The organism is Mycobacteroides sp. PCS013 (genome assembly GCF_049532645.1).
In the GTDB taxonomy this organism is placed as follows: domain Bacteria; phylum Actinomycetota; class Actinomycetes; order Mycobacteriales; family Mycobacteriaceae; genus Mycobacterium; species Mycobacterium gwanakae.
The window spans coordinates 1,012,654-1,029,492 of record NZ_CP150131.1 but is presented as its reverse complement, the minus strand read 5'-3'; the positions used below and the strand labels follow the sequence as shown (position 1 = coordinate 1,029,492).

The window sequence follows — 16,839 nt, the reverse complement described above, 5'->3', positions numbered from 1 at the left end:
AGTCCACCCGCTCAGTTGTTCATCTCTTCGCCGCCCGGTGGCAGACTGAACATCGTTAGAAACCCAGGGACCCGGATGGGCCTTGAGGAGACGAACGAAAGAGACACCGATGTCTGAATCTGCCTTGTATGGCGCTGCTTCCGAGACTTCCCAGAAGCCTCGTACCAAGACCCGGGTGCACCACTTGCAGAAGTGGAAGGCCGAGGGCCACAAGTGGTCGATGCTCACCGCGTACGACTACTCGACCGCACGGATTTTCAATGAGGCCGGGATTCCCGTTCTGCTGGTCGGGGATTCGGCCGCGAACGTGGTGTACGGGTACGACACCACCGTGCCGATCACCATCGACGAGCTGATTCCTTTGGTACGCGGCGTGGTTCGCGGGGCCACCGAGGCACTGGTGGTCGCCGACCTACCCTTCGGCTCCTATGAGGGTGGGGCCGCTCAGGCCCTGGCGAGCGCGACCAGGTTCATGAAGGAAGCCGGCGCGCATGCGGTGAAACTCGAAGGCGGAGAACGCGTTGCCGAGCAGATCGCCACACTGACCGCTGCCGGGATTCCCGTGGTGGCACATATCGGGTTCACCCCGCAGAGTGTGAACGGCCTTGGCGGATACCGCGTTCAGGGCCGTGACGATGCCGCCGCACAGCTCATTCACGATGCCATCGCGGTCCAGGAAGCCGGAGCCATTGCCGTGGTGATGGAGATGGTGCCGGCCGAGCTGGCAACGCAGATCACCGGCAAGCTCACCATCCCGACCGTCGGCATCGGCGCGGGCCGGGAATGCGACGCCCAGGTGCTGGTGTGGCAGGACATGGCCGGTATGACCAGCGGCAAGACCGCCAAGTTCGTCAAGCAGTTCGGCCAGGTCGGCGCGGAATTACGCAAGGCCGCCGAGCAGTACGCCGACGAGGTGGCGCGCGGGGTCTTCCCCGCTCCCGAGCACAGCTACTGACAGATCACGCCAAGCTAGGCACGCACGCCGAGTTTGTTGTCCAGGTATTCCTGGCGGCAGGCTCGGCGTGCGAGCTTTCCGCTGGTAGTACGTGGAATCGCGCCTGCCTGAACCAGCTGGATGTCCGCGATGGGCAGGTTGTGCCGCCGCGATACCGCCGCGCGGATGGCATCGACAATGGGCTCCGGTGCCGCGCGGCCCGCGCCAGCCGCACGCTCGGCCACGATGACCACTCGCTCCCCCGTGCCGTTGCCCTGATCGACGCCAGCGGGCAGCTCGTTCGCGGGCACCGAGAACGCCGCCACGAAACCGTGCCGCACCGCGGGTGAGGCTTCCTCGACGGTGGCCTCGATGTCCTGCGGGTAGTGGTTGCGGCCATCGATGATGACCAGGTCTTTGACCCGTCCGGTGATGTACAGCTCACCGTCGAGGTACACGCCCAGGTCTCCGGTGCGGAACCAGGTAGCGCCGGGCTCGGTGCCGGTGGCATGGCTGCCTTGGTCCAGCCGGGCCTGCAGCTTGTTACGGAAGGAGAAGTCGGTTTCCTTGGGCCTGCCCCAGTAGCCGCGGCCGATGTTGTCTCCGTGCAGCCAGATCTCCCCGACCTCGCCGTCGGCCAGCTCGGTGTCGGCATTGGGATTGACGATCACGGCCCACTGGCTGCGCGAGATCTTGCCGCAAGACACCTGCGGAACCGCATGCTCATCGTCGTCCGCGACCCGTACAGCACGCCCGTTGCCCAGCTCCCGGCGGTCCAGATACACCACCGAGGCCTCGGCGTCGGAGGGAATGGTGGACACGAACAGTGTCGCCTCGGCCATGCCGTACGAGGGCTTGATGGTCGTCGGCGGCAGTCCGTAGGGCCCGAAAGCGTCGTTGAACTTGCGGATCGAGGAGATGCTCACCGGCTCCGATCCGTTGATCAGACCCGCCACATTGCTCAGGTCCAATTCCTCGTTGTCCTTGGGCAGACCACGCTCGGCGGCCAGCTCGAAGGCGAAGTTCGGTGCGGCGGCGAAGGTCCGGCCCAGGTGCGCCTCGGCCGCCAGTTCCTTGATCCACCGTCCGGGACGCCGCACGAACGACACCGGCGACATCAAGGTGATCCGGCCGCCGCACAGCGGGAACAGAATCATCAGCAGGCCCATGTCGTGGTACAGCGGCAGCCAGCTGACACTGCGGATGCTGTCATCCAGGCCAACCGAGATGATCATCTGCAGAACGTTGGTCATCACCGCACGGTGCGTGATCTCCACACCGGCGGGTACCCGGGTCGATCCTGACGTGTACTGCAGGTATGCGATGTCATCGGTGTCCGGTGTGACCTTGACATAGGTGGCGGCCACCGAATCGGGGACGCTGTCGACCGCGACCACACGGGGGCGCCGTTCCCGAGGCAACCCGCGGACAAATCTGCTGACCGATTCCGCGGCGGCATTGTTGGTCAGTACCACGGTGGGCTGCGCATCGGTGAGTACCGCATCCAGCCGTTCGGAGTGGCCAGGAAGCTCCGGAGCAAACAGTGGAACGGCAATGTTGCCTGCCTCGATGGCGGCATAGAAACCGATCACATAGTCGATGCCCTGCGGAGCCAGGATCGCGACACGATCACCGGGCTTGGTGACTTGCTGCAGCCGTGCCGCTACCGCTTGCGAGCGCTGGCCAAGCTGTGTCCAGTTGAGATCGTTGGGTTCGCCATCGGAGTTCGCGTTGAAGTCCAGGTATCGGTACGCGAATGTGTCGCCCAGCTGTTCGACGGCACGCTCAAGGTAGTAGTTGACGGTGTAACCGTCTGGCAAGGTGATAGCACCTTTGCCGTCCAAGTACTCCTCAACGCGTAACTTCATGGTGACCTCGGTCTAGCTGTGAACACGACTGGCGGCCCATAAGGGGGACAATACCGACCAGGCAACACTGACACCCGGCACCACACGCGGTGCTAAACGAATATCGCTTCCCAAATCTGATACCCCGACCTTATGAGAACCCTAAGAGAATCTTAGATTACCCCGTGGCGACTCGTGACCATTGTTTACCTGAATGTGGCACCGTGTCGCATACTCGCCTCGCCCGCACACGCTGAGCACCCCGTCCCTTCGACCGTCAGGGCACACCTCTCATGCCATCTCAACACGTCGAGGTCGAGCGGAAGTTCGACGTCACGGACGCGACCATCAATCCCTCATTCGACGGAATTTCCGCCGTCGCGCAGGTCGAGCTGCAGCCCCAGCAAAATTTGGATGCCGTGTACTTTGACACCCCCGATCAGCGGCTGGCTCAGCACAAGATCACCTTGCGACGCCGCACCGGCGGCACCGACGCCGGATGGCACCTGAAGTTGCCGGCCGGCCCGGACACCCGAACAGAGCTGCGGCTCCCCCTGAATGACGGCGATGACGCGGTCCCGGAGGAGCTGCGTGACACCGTGCTCGCGGTCGTGCGCGAAGACGCGCTCGCACCCGTCGCCCGCATCAGCACCGTGCGCACCGTGTCCCGGCTGATCGGTGCGCACGGCGAGCAGCTCGCCGAATTCTGCGATGACCAGGTGACCGCCGCGCGGCTCACCGGTGCCGAGGAAGACTCTGAACAGAGCTGGCGTGAATGGGAGCTGGAGCTCTCGGAGTTCGGCGACTCCACGCTGTTCGACAGGGTCACCGCACGTCTGCTGGATGCCGGGGCGGCCCCTGCCGGCCACGGATCAAAGTTGGCTCGCGTTCTTGACGTGCCCAAACGGGAGCGGAAGGGCACGGACTCGATCCAGCGCGCACTGCTCGAACAGCTAGATCAACTGCTCGGCTGGGACCGTGCGGTACGGGTGGACACCGACGATTCGGTGCACCAGATGCGGGTCACCATCCGGCGCATCCGCAGCCTCCTGCAGTCCAACCCCGAGCGCTTCGGTCTGGACGCCAATCCCGAGGCGCTCGATGAGCTCCGCCTGCTGGCCAACATTCTCGGGGTGGCACGCGACGCGGAGGTACTCGCGCAGCGGTATGACGCAGCACTCTCCGAGCTTCCCGAAACACTCATCCGTGGCCCGGTGCACGAACGACTGGTGGACGCCGCCAGGCAGAACTACGACAACGGGTTACGCCGGTCGTTGGCGGCGATGCGCAGTCATCGCTACTTCCGGCTGCTCGATTCCCTGGATGCGTTGGTCACCTCCGCCGGACCGGCATCGGACACTCACCACTCGGACGAGGGTGGAACGCTCGATGCCGCGTACCGCAAGGTGCGCCGGGCGGCGCGGGCGGCGCGGGCGGCCGCGCGTGCCGAGGGCGAATACCGCGACGAGGCCCTGCATCGCATCCGCAAGTCGGCCAAGCGGTTGCGCTATGTGGCCAGCGCAGAGGGCGCCAAGCGAGTCTCCCAGGCGGCCAAGGATATTCAGGAACTACTGGGTGAGCATCAGGACAGCACGGTGAGCCGCGCTTATCTCGCCACGCAGGCCAACGAGGCGCACGCCGCCGGCGAGGACACCTTCACCTACGGGGTTCTGTACCAGCGCGAGCATGATGCCGCCGAGACCGCACGCCACCAGGTGGAGGCGACGCTCAAGGCACTCCGCAAGGCCGTGCGCCACAAAAAGTGATCAGCTGCCCTCTGCCGGGAAGCCGAACAGCACGGTCCGGGTGCCCGGATCTGCTTCACGCAGGGTGAGTTTCGCGCGCTGCCCCTCGGGCGGATCGCCCTCGCAGCGGGCAAGGATGGGCGGATCTGCCACGAAGACCTCGGCGAATCGCTTCTTTTCGGCGCCGCGTAGCACCGCCGAATCGAAGGTCTGCCCCTTCTGCGGGGCAAGCACGGTGGCCTCGGTGAGATCCACACACGCCTGTTCCACCTTGTTGGCCAACGTATTCGAGGTCAGCAGCGAGGATCTGACATCCGGTAGACCGTCGCGCGCCCACTGCGGCACCGGTGTGCCGGCCGACAGCGCCAGGCAGATTTCGGTGACAAAGCGGTCCCCCAGCCGTCGCAACGGCGCGGTCACGTGCGCGTAGGGAGCGGCGATGCCCGCATGCCCCGCGACCTGATCGTCCGGCCGGTTTCCGTCGAACACCAGATAGGAAGCACCCCGCAGGAGCGTCGTGGCCTGCGTCATCATCGCCAATGTTGTTGTGGCGCAGGGATCGAGTGCGGCCAGCTGAGCCCCGATCGGGGTGTCGTTTGTCCAGGGCAGCCCCAGCGCCTCGGCGGTGCGACGCATCCATCGCCGCACGTCGCCGTCCGCGGGCGGCAGCGTACGCAGCATGCCGATGCCGCCGTCGAGCATGATCTGCGCCGCGCAGATGCCGGTGAGCAGCGATATCTGCGCGTTCCAGCCATCGGTGTCGGTGCGCGCCTCGATGGCCAGCTCCCAGTCGCCGCTGGGTCCGCGCACCACTTCCTGTGCGGGGAGGTTCAGTTCGATGGCACCCCGCGCGAGACCGAGGTCTCTTCTCTTACGGCCGAACTCAGGCAGCAGGGCAATCGAGGGGTGCGGATTGCCGGCCTCGGCCGCGTCCTGGGCCTCCCGGTAGGTCAGCTGTCGCACGGATTTCACCAGGGCGCGCTGGACGCTCCAGCTGACCGGGTTGGCAGCGGCATCGGTTTCTATGCGCCACAACACGGCGGGCCGAATTTCGTTGGGTAGCAGGCTCGCCGAGCCTTCGGAGAACACCAAGGGGTGCAGCGGCACCGAGCCATCGGGCAGGTAGATAGTCTCGCCGCGTTGTCGCGCCTCGATGTCCAGCGCGCTGCCGGGCTCGATCTGCGCGGCCACGTCGGCGATGGCGTAATGCAGGAGATATCCGTCGGCGGTGCGTTCCAGGTGCAGGGCCTGATCCAGATCGCGCGCTCCGGGTGGGTCGATGGTGACCAGCTCCAGATCGGTGCGGTCGATGCGCTCGGCGTGGTGTCGGTCGACGGCCTGGGCGGCGTCGCGCTGGGCGTCGGGGCCGAATTCGCTGGGGAGCGTGAACTCGGCACGTATGCCGTCGAAGCCGAGGTCGCGGGCAACCAGCCGCTTCAACGTCACCAACCCAGACTAATCCAGGCTGAGAGGCGGGCGAGTTGGCCTGTAAGCCGGATCCTGTTCCGCACAGCCGCGGGCTAGCCGCGGCCGCGCAGCGGCGACCATCCATCTGGGCACACCGTCGCCGGGTACCTCAAGCGGCCTACCCGGAAGCTCGGGCGAGCAGCCCTCAAACACTTCCGCAGCTGTGCAAGCACAACCTTTTGGCCTTGCTTCGGGTGGGGTTTACCGAGCCGAACCGGTCACCCGGCCCGCTGGTGCGCTCTTACCGCACCGTTTCACCCTTACCACCCTTGCGGGTGGCGGTCTGTTTTCTGTGGCACTGTCCCGCGAGTCACCTCGGATTGCCGTTAGCAATCACCCTGCTCTGTGAAGTCCGGACTTTCCTCGTGCCGCGGGATTTCTCCCGCGGCTCGCGGCCGCCCGGCCAACTCGTCCGCGCGGTCATCGTACTCGTGACAAGCTCATCACCATGACGACAACGGCTCGACTGGGCGCGATATCGATCGACTGCACGGACCCGGCGGCGCTGGCCCGCTTCTATCAGCAGGTCCTTGACCTGGAGATACTGTTCGAAAGCGAGGAGTTCGTCGCGGTGAAGGGTGCCGCGGTGCTGCTGACCTTTCAGCGCGTGGCAGACCATCGCGTGCCGGACTGGCCGGCGGGCGCGGTCCCGAAACAACTGCATCTCGAACTGGCGGCCGCAGATCTGGATGCCGAAGAGGCGCGCATTCTGGGGCTCGGCGCGACCAAGGCCGAAACCCAGCCGAATCCGGGCGGATGGCGGGTGCTGATCGACCCGGCCGGTCACCCCTTCTGCATCACGAACCTCATTCCCGAGGGCACCTATTCGTGACCGTCTGCTGACGCGAACGGCCCTCTACATGTGACGATGAGGCATGAACAGTGACAACAGACTGTTCTTGCGAGCGAGCGGGGTCATCGTCCTGGTCGCGTTATCGGTTGTCGCACTGCGCAGCTACCTGCCGCCGGACACGAAGGTGCTCCCCCGGCCCGAAGAACCTCGCGATGAGCCACATTCAATAGCGTTGCAGCTCTTGCTATGTGGCGTCGCCGCCATCCTCATCCTGTTGAGTCTGCGCAGGCGCCGCCCCCGCATGCCGGTGCCGACGGAGAGCCCGTCGTATCTACGGTTCCGGGGTTTGACCCGACGCGAGGCTCTCATCGCGACCGCCAGCGCACTTGTCCTGGTGGGTGCGGCATGGATGTCGCTCTATCTGAGCAGGCCGACCGGTAATCCACCGGTGCGGGAATCTGTTCCGGGCACTTCCGCGCCGAGCCGGCCCGCTGACGCCCCGCCGCGCAAGGCACCCGGCGACGTGCCGGAACGGGACGAACCCGGACTGCCCATGGTGGTCCTGGGGGTGGTGTTGATCGGTATTGCCGTAATGGTTTTCGTGTTGCGGCGCAACGACCCGGACACCGTAGATGCCGACGGCGATCCGTCCGGGGAAGCCGGGGCCGCCGATGCCGCACCAGGATCACTGGCTCACCTCGTTGAACTCGGTCTCGCCGAGGTGGCCGAACCGGGGCGTGATCCGCGCGCATCGATCATCGCCTGCTACGCGGCCATGGAGCAGGGGCTCACCGCGGCACCCGAGGCAGCGCCGCTTGCCTCCGATACCCCGTCGGAAGTGTTGCAGCGAGCGGTCCACCTCGGCGCTCTGCAATCGCAGGCGGGTACTCAGCTTGTCTCGCTCTTCTCGGAAGCCCGATTCAGCCCGCACCGGATGACCCAGACCGATCGTGAGTCCGCGGTGCGATGGCTCCAGACCGTGCTGGATGACCTGCGGAGTAGGCCATGAAGTGGCTCGTGGCGGCCGTACTGCTGACGGTGATCGTGGCCGAGGCCTGTGTGGCTGCCAGCCCGCTGCGCGCGCACACTCTTACGATCACCGGCGCGGTAGTCGCCGTCGCTCTCTATCTGTTGTGGAGGCAGCTGCGGAGCACGCCCGGGCCCAAGCCGTTGCCGCCGGCCGGCCTTGCGGCCGATGAGACCTTGTATCGATGGCTCGCACGGGCCGAGGCGAGGATCAGCTGGGCGGAGCGGACCCGCGGCGACTGGGATAGGCACCTGCGCCCGCTGATCGCGGCCGACTTCGAGACGGCTGCGGGTCATCGACAGTCGAAAGATCGCGCCGCACTTGCCGAGACCGGCCGCGTGACGTTTGGCCCGGAGTTGTGGCGTTGGGTCGATCCGGACGGCGCGTCGCATGCGGACCGCGCCGAGCCAGCCCCGGGCCGGGCGGTACTGCAATCGATACTCGAACGCTTGGAGCAGATGTGACGACACTTCCGGTTTCCGTCGCGACCCAGCACGCGGACGCGGTGCTGACCGAGATCGAGCGGGTGGTGGTCGGGAAACGCGATGCGTTGCAACTGATTCTGCTGACGATCCTCGCGCGTGGGCACGTCCTCATCGAGGATCTGCCGGGCCTGGGCAAGACCCTGATCGCCCGGTCGTTCGCGGCCGCGCTGGGGCTCGAGTTCGCCCGGGTGCAATTCACTCCCGATCTGCTGCCTGCGGATCTGCTGGGCTCCACGATCTATGACATGTCGTCCGGGCGGTTCGAGTTTCGGACCGGGCCGATCTTCACGAATCTCCTGCTGGCAGATGAGATCAACCGGACCCCACCGAAGACGCAATCGGCACTGCTGGAGGCGATGGCGGAGGGTCAGGTCAGCATCGACGGCGAAACTCGCCGACTGCCAGCACCTTTCGTGGTCCTGGCAACGGATAATCCCATCGAGTATGAGGGAACCTATCCGCTGCCGGAGGCGCAGCTGGACCGATTCGCGATCCGGCTGCAATTGGGATACCTCAGCGAGGACCTGGAGATCGAGATGCTGCAGCGTCGGCTGAGCCGGGGATCGGCGCAGCCGACGGTCTCACAGGTGATCGCCGCCGAAGACCTCGTCATGATGCGGGAAGCCGTGGAACACGTTTCGGTGCATCCGGATGTGCTTCGCTACATTGTCGCGCTGGCCGCCGCGACGCGCACGCATTCGCATGTCGAGGTGGGTGCCAGCCCGCGCGCCGAGCTGGATCTGGTGCAGATGTCGCGGGCCCGGGCCATGCTGTTGGGTCGCGACTTTGTGATCCCCGAGGATGTCAAGGCGCTTGCGGTGCCCGCGGTGGCGCACCGGATCAGTCTGCGCCCCGAGATGTGGGTGCGCCGCATCACCGGTGCGCACGTGGTCGACGAGCTGCTGCACCGGCTACCGGTACCGCGAGCCTCCGGATGATCAGTTGGCGCGCGTCCCCGTTGGTGTCGGCGCTGGCCGCATGCGCCGGCATCGCGTTGACGCTGGCGATGGTGACGGGCAGGTGGCAGCTGCTCGTTTTCGCGGCGCCGTTCATCGGTGTGCTGGTCGGGGCGGCAAAACGGCCTGCACCCGCGCGGGCGTGGGTCTGCGGCGAGTCAGAAACGTTACGGTGCTTGGAGTCTGAGACGGTGACGATCACCGCCTCGGTGGCGGCGGCCGAACCGGCGGTGGTGCGCCGGCTGCGCGCGGTGCCGGTCGACGGTCTGCAGATCGAGGTGGATAAGGCGACCACGCCCAACCAGGTAACGATGCATGTGTCGGCGCAACGCTGGGGCCGGTACACCCTTTCCGTTGAGGTTCACACGCTCTCGGCATCCGGGTTGTGGGTCGGGACTCCGGTGACCCTGCCCGTGGCCGAGCTGCGGGTGTACCCGTTGGCCGATCCGCAGGACGTCACACTGCCGCCCACCGATCTTCCGGACCGCATAGGCACCCATCTCACGCGGCATCACGGTCCCGGCGTCGAGTACGCCGATATCCGCGAGTACGTCCCGGGTGACTCACTGCGCACAGTCAATTGGCGGGTCAGTGCGCGCCGGGGACGGTTGCATGTCACCGACCGGCTCACCGATCGCGCCGCCGACGTTGTCGTTCTGATCGACACCTACCCTCAACCGTCGGGCCCGGCGACGGTAGCGATGGAGCGGTCCGCCCGCGGCGCCGCCCAGCTGGTGCAGTCGGTGTTGCAGCGTGGCGACCGGGCGGGCGTGGTCTTGCTGGGCAGTGCCCCGCGATGGCTTACCCCCGATATCGGTCGCCATCAGTTCTATCGCCTGCTTGACGCCATTCTCGATGCCGGAGAGTGGCATTCGCACAGCACCAGCGCACTTGCCCCGCGCGCCGCCATGCCACCCAACGCGATCGTGGTGGCATTTTCCACCCTGCTGAACGCCGATTTCGGGCTGGCACTGACCGACCTTCGACGGCGCGGGCACCCGGTCCTGGTCGTCGACGTGCTCGACCATTCCCCCTTTCGTGAAGAACCTGATCCGATCGTCGCCCGCTGGTGGCGGCTGGAACGCTCACGGATGTACCGCAATATCGCCGTCACGGGAGTCGACGTCGTCGGGTGGAGCCACGACTCCGGACTGGACCACGCCATGCACTTGCTGCCGCGGCGCCCGCGAGTGGGACGACGCCGGTGAAAGCGGGTGTGGTCGTGGCCGTGCTGCTGGTCATCGGCGTCCTGGCGCGCACTGATATCTCTCCGGTAGTCGCGATGCTCTGCGGTCTGGCCGCCGTGACATGCCTGTCGGTCGCGTATACCGGGCGATGGCCGTCTCAGATCCTTCCCGCACTGCTCTTGGGCTGCGTGGCATTGCTCGCGGCAGCCATACCGGCGGGGCATTCCTCCTGGCTGCCGTTCATTGCGCCGGTCGCCGTAGTCGGCATCTTTGTTCTCGCCTTGTGGCCGTTTACTCACGGCAGCGGCGGGGCGGTCGAGTGATAGACCGATCCCGTCGGAGTCGTGATCGCGACGGTATGTCTCCATCCCGGGGACTCCTTCACGTAATTGCAACGCTCGCAGAGGCCTTGACCGTTCTCGAATGAGGTAGCCCCACCCCGAGCGCTGCCCACAACATGGTCGTGGTGACGAATCGGGGCATCGCAGTACGGCGTCCGGCAGGTCTGATCGCGCATGTCAATCAGCTCCGCCAGCGCCTTGGGGAACAGCCGGCTTCGCGACTCGGCACCAACCAGCGCGCCTGTGCCGCAGTGCCGGTACAGCCGTCGCGCGAGAACCTTCGCGCCGACGCTGACGGCATCCGATATGAGCCGGCGCGCTACAGCGGCCGGGACGGGCCCATGGCCCGCGATCGTCGCGGGCCAGGCACCGCCGCCCAGTAGCGCCTCATCGGAGATCGTGATGTTCACGCCCACGGGAACCGCCTCGGCCGACGGCACGCCGGTCACCCGCTCAACCAGGGTGTCCGCCATGATCTGCCCCTGGCCGCGAACGGGATCCATCGATGCGTCAGCGGCACGTCTGAGAGCCGCGTAGACCGCCACACCCTGTTTCACCGGGAGCAGCGCCGTCAGGTACGTCATGGTGTCGGGAGCCGGACGGATGGATACCCGGCGTTCGTTCTCGGCCCGGCGCGCGCGACGCACCACGGCCTCCGCATCGAGTCGGTAGGCCAGACGTTTCGTCTCCGCCGTCAGACGGGCATCGCCCATCCCCCGCAGCCGGGACGAGTCCGCGCACATCTCGACGTCGATCTTCTGCCGATCTTCGACGGCAAGGTACGCGGTTTCGCGCACCAGAATGGTCGCGCGCCATTCATTCAGCGCTCCGCACTCCAACGCGGCAAGCGTGTGGGGCATTTCGTTCACCAGTGCCTTCGCGAAGCCGAGATGACGACCGCCGCGCGCCGGTGAATCTCGGCGTGCCAAGGCGATCTCGGCGGCGACGCCCGCTCCTTGGCGTCGCCGTGGCACCCCGGTAGCGGCCTCGTCCTCGCGCCGAGCCCGGTCGAGCAGCACTGCCGCGTGGGCCTGTTCCGCGGCAGCGGCGGCTTTCACCCGCTCTAGCTCGGCGATTCGTTCGACGAGCCACGCCGCGCGCCCGGCCGGATCACTCTGAGACACATCAACAACGATAGTCGAACATCAGTTCGATACACGTCGGCTTCTGTTGTTGTCCACAGTCATTCGACCGCACCGCGAGTTATCCACAATCTTGCCGATTCGTGGACATCGAAACCTCCGCGCGCTATGCACCCGGGGCCGAGAGCCGTGCCAGTTGCACGGTCGCACCCCGGAGTTCGTCAAGCGAGTCGATGGGGTTGACGTAGCCGACTCGGGTCACGGACCAGCCGCGTGGTGTGTTCACCCGAATGTCCAACCCATACCGGTCCGCTCCCTCACAACGCGCCTCCGTGGCATCGGGGTATCCACCCAATCGTTGTGCCATCGCGAGCAGTGCCTGCCCGTGGTCGTCGTTGAGGTGGCTGACCGCACCGGCAGCCTTCGTCGACACGGGATCGGGTGCGGCCGAGCCGTAATCGGCGCCGGTGGCCGAGTCCATGCGGCCGTAGCCGCCCACCCAGCGCACGCGCTCGACATCCAGAATCCAGACGGCGAAATCGCTGTAGTCGATGTAGTACCGCGCGGCAGGCACTGCCGCGATATGCGCCTCGCGCGCCGCGGACAACTCCTCGGCACCGGGTCGCCGCACCTTCCCGGCGAGGGTGATCCGGGTGTTGGCCAACGGATCCACGGGCGCGTTGGGCGCCACGATGGACAGGCTGGCCCTGGCATCACGTATCAGGTTGCGTCCGTGTTCGGCCATCTTCGATACGCAGAGCACGGGTGCTCCGCCCAGCAGCCCATAGGTGACCAATGAAGCCCACGGGTCACCGTCGGCTGACAAACTGGCCAGCGTCGCGGTGTTCGTAGACGCCGCGACCGTTCTGGCCTCCTCGGCGGCCGAGGGCCGGGCCGGATTGGCGACGTCTTCCAGGGGCGGGGCAATGGTGGGCGCATCGCCCGGATCACCGTGATCGCGAGAAGCCATGGCGACAGCCTAAGTCAGGTATGAGGTCTCGTTGACGAGTCGCACCGATGCCGGCCCATCTGAATAGAACTCGGCGATGCTCAGCGACGCCAGATCGAGGTGCAGCCGATACAGCAGGCTCGGTCCGGCGTCCAGCGCCAGACGCAGCAGCGTCTTGATCGGCGTGACATGTGAGACCACCAAAACCGTTGCGCCGCCGTACTCGGCGATGATCCGATTGCGCGCGCGCCGCACCCGGTGATGCACGGCGTCGAAGCTCTCCCCTTCCGGCGGAGTCACCGACGTGTCGCTGAGCCACTGGGCGTGCAGCTGCGGATCGCGCTCGGAGGCCTCCGAGAACGTCAGACCCTCCCACTTGCCGAAGTCGGTTTCGATCAGATCATCATCGACGGTCAACGGGACTCCCAACGCGTCGGCAGCCGCGGCAGCGGTCTGCTTGGCGCGACCCAACGGGGAGCTGATGACGGCGGCGATGCCGCCGCGGCTCGCGAGATAGCGCGCCGCATTCGCGGCCTGCTCACGCCCCAGTGCGGTCAACTCGGGATTTCCACGCCCCGAGTAGCGGCGCTGCACTGACAGTTCGGTCTGGCCGTGGCGCAGCAGCAGCATTCGGGTGGGCTTGCCGCGCGCACCCGTCCAGCCCGGCGCGGTATCGGCGGCCTTGGGTTCGTTGGACTCCTTGGGTTCCTTCGGCGTCTTCGGCGCCTTGGGTTCGATGCCGCTCGCGCGGTCCATCGCCTCATTGGCCAGCCGGTCGGCATGTTTGTTGCGTTCCCGGGGTATCCACCGATAGCTGACGGATTCGAATTGCATCGCGGCGGTGACGGCCTGCTGGTACAGCGTGATCAGGTCGGGGTGCTTGACCTTCCAGCGGCCGGACATCTGCTCGACGACGAGTTTGGAATCCATGGAGACGCTGACTTCGGTGGCACCCAGGCGCGCTGCCTCCGCCAATCCCGCTATCAGACCGCGATATTCGGCCACGTTGTTGGTGGCGTGCCCGATCGCCTCGCAGGCCTCCCCCAACACCGTCTCGTGATCGGGGGCGAACACCACTGCGCCGTATCCGGCCAATCCGGGGTTACCGCGCGAACCACCGTCAGCTTCGACGAGAACTCTCACGGGCGCACCAGGATCGCACTGCATTCGGAGCACCGCAGCACCTCGTCGATATCGGCGGCGGAGATTCGGGCCAGCTCACCACGGTCCAACTCGATACGGCATGCGCCGCACTTGTTGCCCTGCAACAGACCCGCTCCCGCACCTCCCGAACGGCGCTGTCGTTCATAGGTTTCCAGCAGCGGTCCGTCGATAGAGGACGACAGGCCATCACGACGCTGTCTGATCTGGTTCTCCTCGGCGTCGGTGTCGATGGCAACCGCACGCTGGATCCGTTCGATCTCCGCCACCCTCTCCGCAAGCTTGTCGGCATTGGCCTGCGCCGAGTTCTGTTGGGCCTGTAGCTCCTCACGGCGCTCCATCAGTTCCAGCTCCGAATCCTCCAGGCTGGATTGACGACGCTCAAGGGTGTCGAGTTCGTGCTGAATATCGGTGAGTTCCTTCGGGTTCACACTGCCCGAGGCCAACAGGGAGCGGTCGCGGTCTTCCCGCTGACGGACGGCGGTGACCTCGGCGTCCAGCTTGGCCACCTGTACGTCCAGATCCTCTAAGGCGATGCCGAGCGCACCCACCTCGTCGAGGATTGTCCACTGTTGCGCCTGCAACTCCCCGTGTTCCTGCCGTTCCGGTGGATTCGCCCGCCGGTGCGCGATGCGCGTCAACTCGGCATCTACCGATGCCAGGTCTACCAGCAGACGTTGTTGTGCCGGATTGGCTTTCATGCCTTGACTCCTAATGTCCACGGGTCGGTGCGTATCGGTGAGATCTTGGTCGTCAACTTCTTGCCGAACTCCGTGTCGAGCACCCGCGCCGCCTGGGCGCACCACGGAAATTCACTGGCCCAATGCGCCACGTCGACGAGTGCAACGCTACTTGCCCGTGCGTGCTCATCTGCTGGATGGTGCCGCAGGTCCGCGGTGACGTAGGCGTCGACCCCGGCTCCGATGGCGTCGCTCAGTAACGAGTCACCGGCGCCACCACAGACGGCGACGGTCTTGATCAACGCGTCCGGATCGCCCGCGGCACGGGTTCCCCACACGGTTTCCGGCAAGGCGGAACCCACTCGGGATACGAAGTCGCGTAAGGGTTCTGGTTCATCAAGTACACCCACACGCCCCAAACCGGTGCCCGCCGGGACCGGCGCCATGGGCAACACGTCGATGGCCGGCACCTCGTAGGGGTGTGCGGCATGGATCGCCGCGTAGAGGGCACAGCGCAGCCGCGACGGGGCCACCATTTCCACTCTGTCCTCGACAACCTGCTCCACGACGCCATGGGCACCGATGGTGGGGTCCGAACCGTCCAGCGGCCGGAACTGGCCGGTGCCGGTGACGCGCCAGGAGCAGTCGGAGTAGGCGCCGATATGCCCGGCACCCGCGTCGAACATGGCACGGCGCACCGTGTCGACCGACTCGGTGGGCACGAACACCACCCATTTGTCATAGTCGGCGAACTGCGGTGCCAACACCGCGGTCACCGTCAGCCCCAGGGCTTCGGCCAGCGCGTCGGACACACCGGGGCTCGCCGAGTCGGCGTTGGTGTGCGCGGTGAACAAGGCACCGCCGGATCGGATGAGGCGATGTATCAACGCGCCCTTGGGGGTGCTGGCTGCCACCGTGTCCACACCGCGCAGTAGCAGCGGATGGTGCGCCAACAGCAGATGTGAACCGGTGTTGTCCATCTCGTCGAGCACCGATGCCGTCGCATCGACGGCCACGGTTACCGCGTCGATCTGCTGGTCTGGATCACCACAGACCAAACCCACCGAATCCCACGATTCGGCGAGCCCAGGCGGATACGCCGCATCGAGCACGTCGATGATGTCCGCGAGCCGCACACCCACTACAGAATCTCCTTCATCGCTTGCACCAGCTCCGGCCATTCAGATCGCACCGCCACCCGCAGATAGTCTCCGTCGAGCCCCACGAAGGTGTCGCAGCGGCGGACAGCGATGTTATTGACCGCCAGCCCTTTTCGCATCAATTCCGCATCGGGCACAGCCACCAGCAGGAACGGTGCGGATCCATCGGTGACCGTCAACCCCAGACCGCGCAGCGCGTCGGCCTGCTCACGGCGCGTCTCGACAAGACGCTGCGCGTCCTGCAGGGCGTGTGCGATCGCTTCCGGGGTATTGCAGGCGAAGAGGGCTTCGAGTTGCAGTGTGCCCAAGGGCCAATGCGCACGACCATGCGCGAGCCTGCCCAGCACCTCGGGATCACCGACGGCGTAGCCCGCGCGCAATCCCGCCAGCGCCCACGTTTTGGTGAGGCTGCGCAGCACAACAAGCCCGGGCACTCGCTGCCCGGCCAGCGACTCCGGCTCACCGGGCACCGCATCCATGAAGGCCTCGTCGACTACCAGGATTCGCCCGGGACCACCCAGCGCGAGCAGGTCCGCACGGCGGTGCAGCACCGAGGTCGGGTTGGTGGGGTTCCCGATGACCACAAGGTCGGCCTCCCCGGGGACATATTGAGACCCGAGAGTGAACGGTGGCGGCAACACCACGTGGTCGATGGGGACACCCGCCTCGGCAAGGACTGCTTCCGGTTCGGTGAAGCCCGGCGCGAACACCGCGGCCCGTCGCGGGTTCAGCCGAGGCAGCATCGCGAAGCCCTCGGCGGCGCCGGCCAGCAGCAACACCTCGTCGGCCGTTCGGCCATGTCGTTCGGCGATCGCCGCGATGGCGCGCTCCTCATCGGCCCGGCGCGGGTAACCGCCCAGGTCATCGAGCCGGGATGCGAGACGGTCGCGCAGCCACTGCGGCGGCGCGGCAGCGCGCACGTTCACAGCGAAGTCCAGGACGCCGGGTGTCAGCGCCTGGTCGCCGTGGTAGCGCACTCCCTTTCGCGGCCCAGTCATGTCTCGACACTAATGTAGGGGGGTGGC

At 66.2% G+C, this 16,839-nt stretch carries 16 protein-coding genes and 1 other RNA gene; 8 read left to right on the top strand and 9 right to left on the bottom strand.

Annotated elements, in window-relative coordinates; genetic code table 11:
• The first annotated feature begins 109 nt into the window (after positions 1-109).
• Positions 110-955: a 3-methyl-2-oxobutanoate hydroxymethyltransferase gene (panB, locus tag RHO23_RS05105; RefSeq protein WP_030095414.1), complete on the top strand. Its 846-nt coding sequence runs from the start codon at positions 110-112 to the stop codon at positions 953-955.
• A 14-nt stretch (positions 956-969) separates the two neighbouring features.
• Here panB and RHO23_RS05100 read toward each other — a convergent pair whose 3' ends face one another.
• Positions 970-2,802 carry a fatty acyl-AMP ligase gene (locus RHO23_RS05100; RefSeq protein WP_070916237.1) on the bottom strand — a complete coding sequence of 611 codons (1,833 nt, stop codon included), beginning with the start codon at positions 2,800-2,802 and terminating at the stop codon, positions 970-972.
• Between the two features lie 272 nt (positions 2,803-3,074).
• Here RHO23_RS05100 and RHO23_RS05095 point away from each other — a divergent pair, with 272 nt between their 5' ends.
• Positions 3,075-4,547, top strand: a complete 1,473-nt coding sequence (locus tag RHO23_RS05095; protein WP_423488762.1) for a CHAD domain-containing protein — start codon at positions 3,075-3,077, stop codon at positions 4,545-4,547.
• On the opposite strand, the gene RHO23_RS05090 is transcribed toward RHO23_RS05095, so the two are convergent.
• Complete coding sequence (locus RHO23_RS05090; protein ID WP_423488761.1) at positions 4,548-5,972, bottom strand: RNB domain-containing ribonuclease; 1,425 nt, start codon at positions 5,970-5,972, stop codon at positions 4,548-4,550.
• A gap of 27 nt (positions 5,973-5,999) precedes the next feature.
• Positions 6,000-6,404: RNase P RNA component class A (gene rnpB / locus RHO23_RS05085), an RNA gene on the bottom strand.
• Between the two features lie 37 nt (positions 6,405-6,441).
• On the opposite strand from rnpB, the gene RHO23_RS05080 reads away from it, so the two are divergent.
• The 6 genes from RHO23_RS05080 to RHO23_RS05055 are packed head-to-tail and all read left to right on the top strand — an operon-like array spanning position 6,442 to position 10,764.
• Positions 6,442-6,825 (top strand): VOC family protein, encoded by a 384-nt coding sequence (locus tag RHO23_RS05080; protein ID WP_046253355.1) that lies wholly within the window; start codon positions 6,442-6,444, stop codon positions 6,823-6,825.
• 43 nt (positions 6,826-6,868) lie between these two features.
• Complete coding sequence (locus RHO23_RS05075) at positions 6,869-7,795, top strand: DUF4129 domain-containing protein (RefSeq protein WP_423488760.1); 927 nt, start codon at positions 6,869-6,871, stop codon at positions 7,793-7,795.
• Entirely contained in the window at positions 7,792-8,277 is a 486-nt protein-coding gene (locus RHO23_RS05070) for a hypothetical protein (RefSeq protein WP_423488759.1), read from the top strand. The genes RHO23_RS05075 and RHO23_RS05070 overlap by 4 nt, the downstream gene beginning before the upstream one ends.
• A complete protein-coding gene (locus RHO23_RS05065) occupies positions 8,274-9,236 on the top strand; it encodes an AAA family ATPase (protein ID WP_046253352.1) in 963 nt (320 codons plus the stop codon). The genes RHO23_RS05070 and RHO23_RS05065 overlap by 4 nt, the downstream gene beginning before the upstream one ends.
• On the top strand, positions 9,233-10,462 hold the full coding sequence (locus RHO23_RS05060; RefSeq protein WP_423488758.1) for a DUF58 domain-containing protein: 1,230 nt from the start codon (positions 9,233-9,235) through the stop codon (positions 10,460-10,462). The genes RHO23_RS05065 and RHO23_RS05060 overlap by 4 nt, the downstream gene beginning before the upstream one ends.
• The gene (locus tag RHO23_RS05055) at positions 10,459-10,764 is read left to right on the top strand and encodes a hypothetical protein (RefSeq protein WP_423488757.1); all 306 of its coding nucleotides are present in this window, start codon (positions 10,459-10,461) and stop codon (positions 10,762-10,764) included. Before RHO23_RS05060 ends, RHO23_RS05055 begins: the two co-directional genes overlap by 4 nt.
• Here RHO23_RS05055 and RHO23_RS05050 read toward each other — a convergent pair.
• The 6 genes from RHO23_RS05050 to cobC form a co-directional block, all read right to left on the bottom strand.
• Positions 10,737-11,918: a DUF222 domain-containing protein gene (locus RHO23_RS05050; RefSeq protein WP_423489172.1), complete on the bottom strand. Its 1,182-nt coding sequence runs from the start codon at positions 11,916-11,918 to the stop codon at positions 10,737-10,739. The two genes, RHO23_RS05055 and RHO23_RS05050, sit on opposite strands and share 28 nt — an antisense overlap.
• 112 nt (positions 11,919-12,030) lie before the next feature.
• Positions 12,031-12,834 carry a HugZ family protein gene (locus RHO23_RS05045; RefSeq protein ID WP_070916246.1) on the bottom strand — a complete coding sequence of 268 codons (804 nt, stop codon included), beginning with the start codon at positions 12,832-12,834 and terminating at the stop codon, positions 12,031-12,033.
• Between the two features lie 9 nt (positions 12,835-12,843).
• Complete coding sequence (locus RHO23_RS05040) at positions 12,844-13,956, bottom strand: bifunctional RNase H/acid phosphatase (RefSeq protein ID WP_070917128.1); 1,113 nt, start codon at positions 13,954-13,956, stop codon at positions 12,844-12,846.
• Positions 13,953-14,675, bottom strand: coding sequence for a zinc ribbon domain-containing protein (locus RHO23_RS05035; protein ID WP_423488756.1), 723 nt, complete (start codon positions 14,673-14,675; stop codon positions 13,953-13,955). Before RHO23_RS05035 ends, RHO23_RS05040 begins: the two co-directional genes overlap by 4 nt.
• The gene (locus RHO23_RS05030) at positions 14,672-15,796 is read right to left on the bottom strand and encodes a Nif3-like dinuclear metal center hexameric protein (protein ID WP_423488755.1); all 1,125 of its coding nucleotides are present in this window, start codon (positions 15,794-15,796) and stop codon (positions 14,672-14,674) included. The genes RHO23_RS05035 and RHO23_RS05030 overlap by 4 nt, the downstream gene beginning before the upstream one ends.
• Positions 15,796-16,812, bottom strand: coding sequence for an Rv2231c family pyridoxal phosphate-dependent protein CobC (gene cobC, locus RHO23_RS05025; protein ID WP_070916248.1), 1,017 nt, complete (start codon positions 16,810-16,812; stop codon positions 15,796-15,798). The genes RHO23_RS05030 and cobC overlap by 1 nt, the downstream gene beginning before the upstream one ends.
• Positions 16,813-16,839 lie beyond the last annotated feature (27 nt).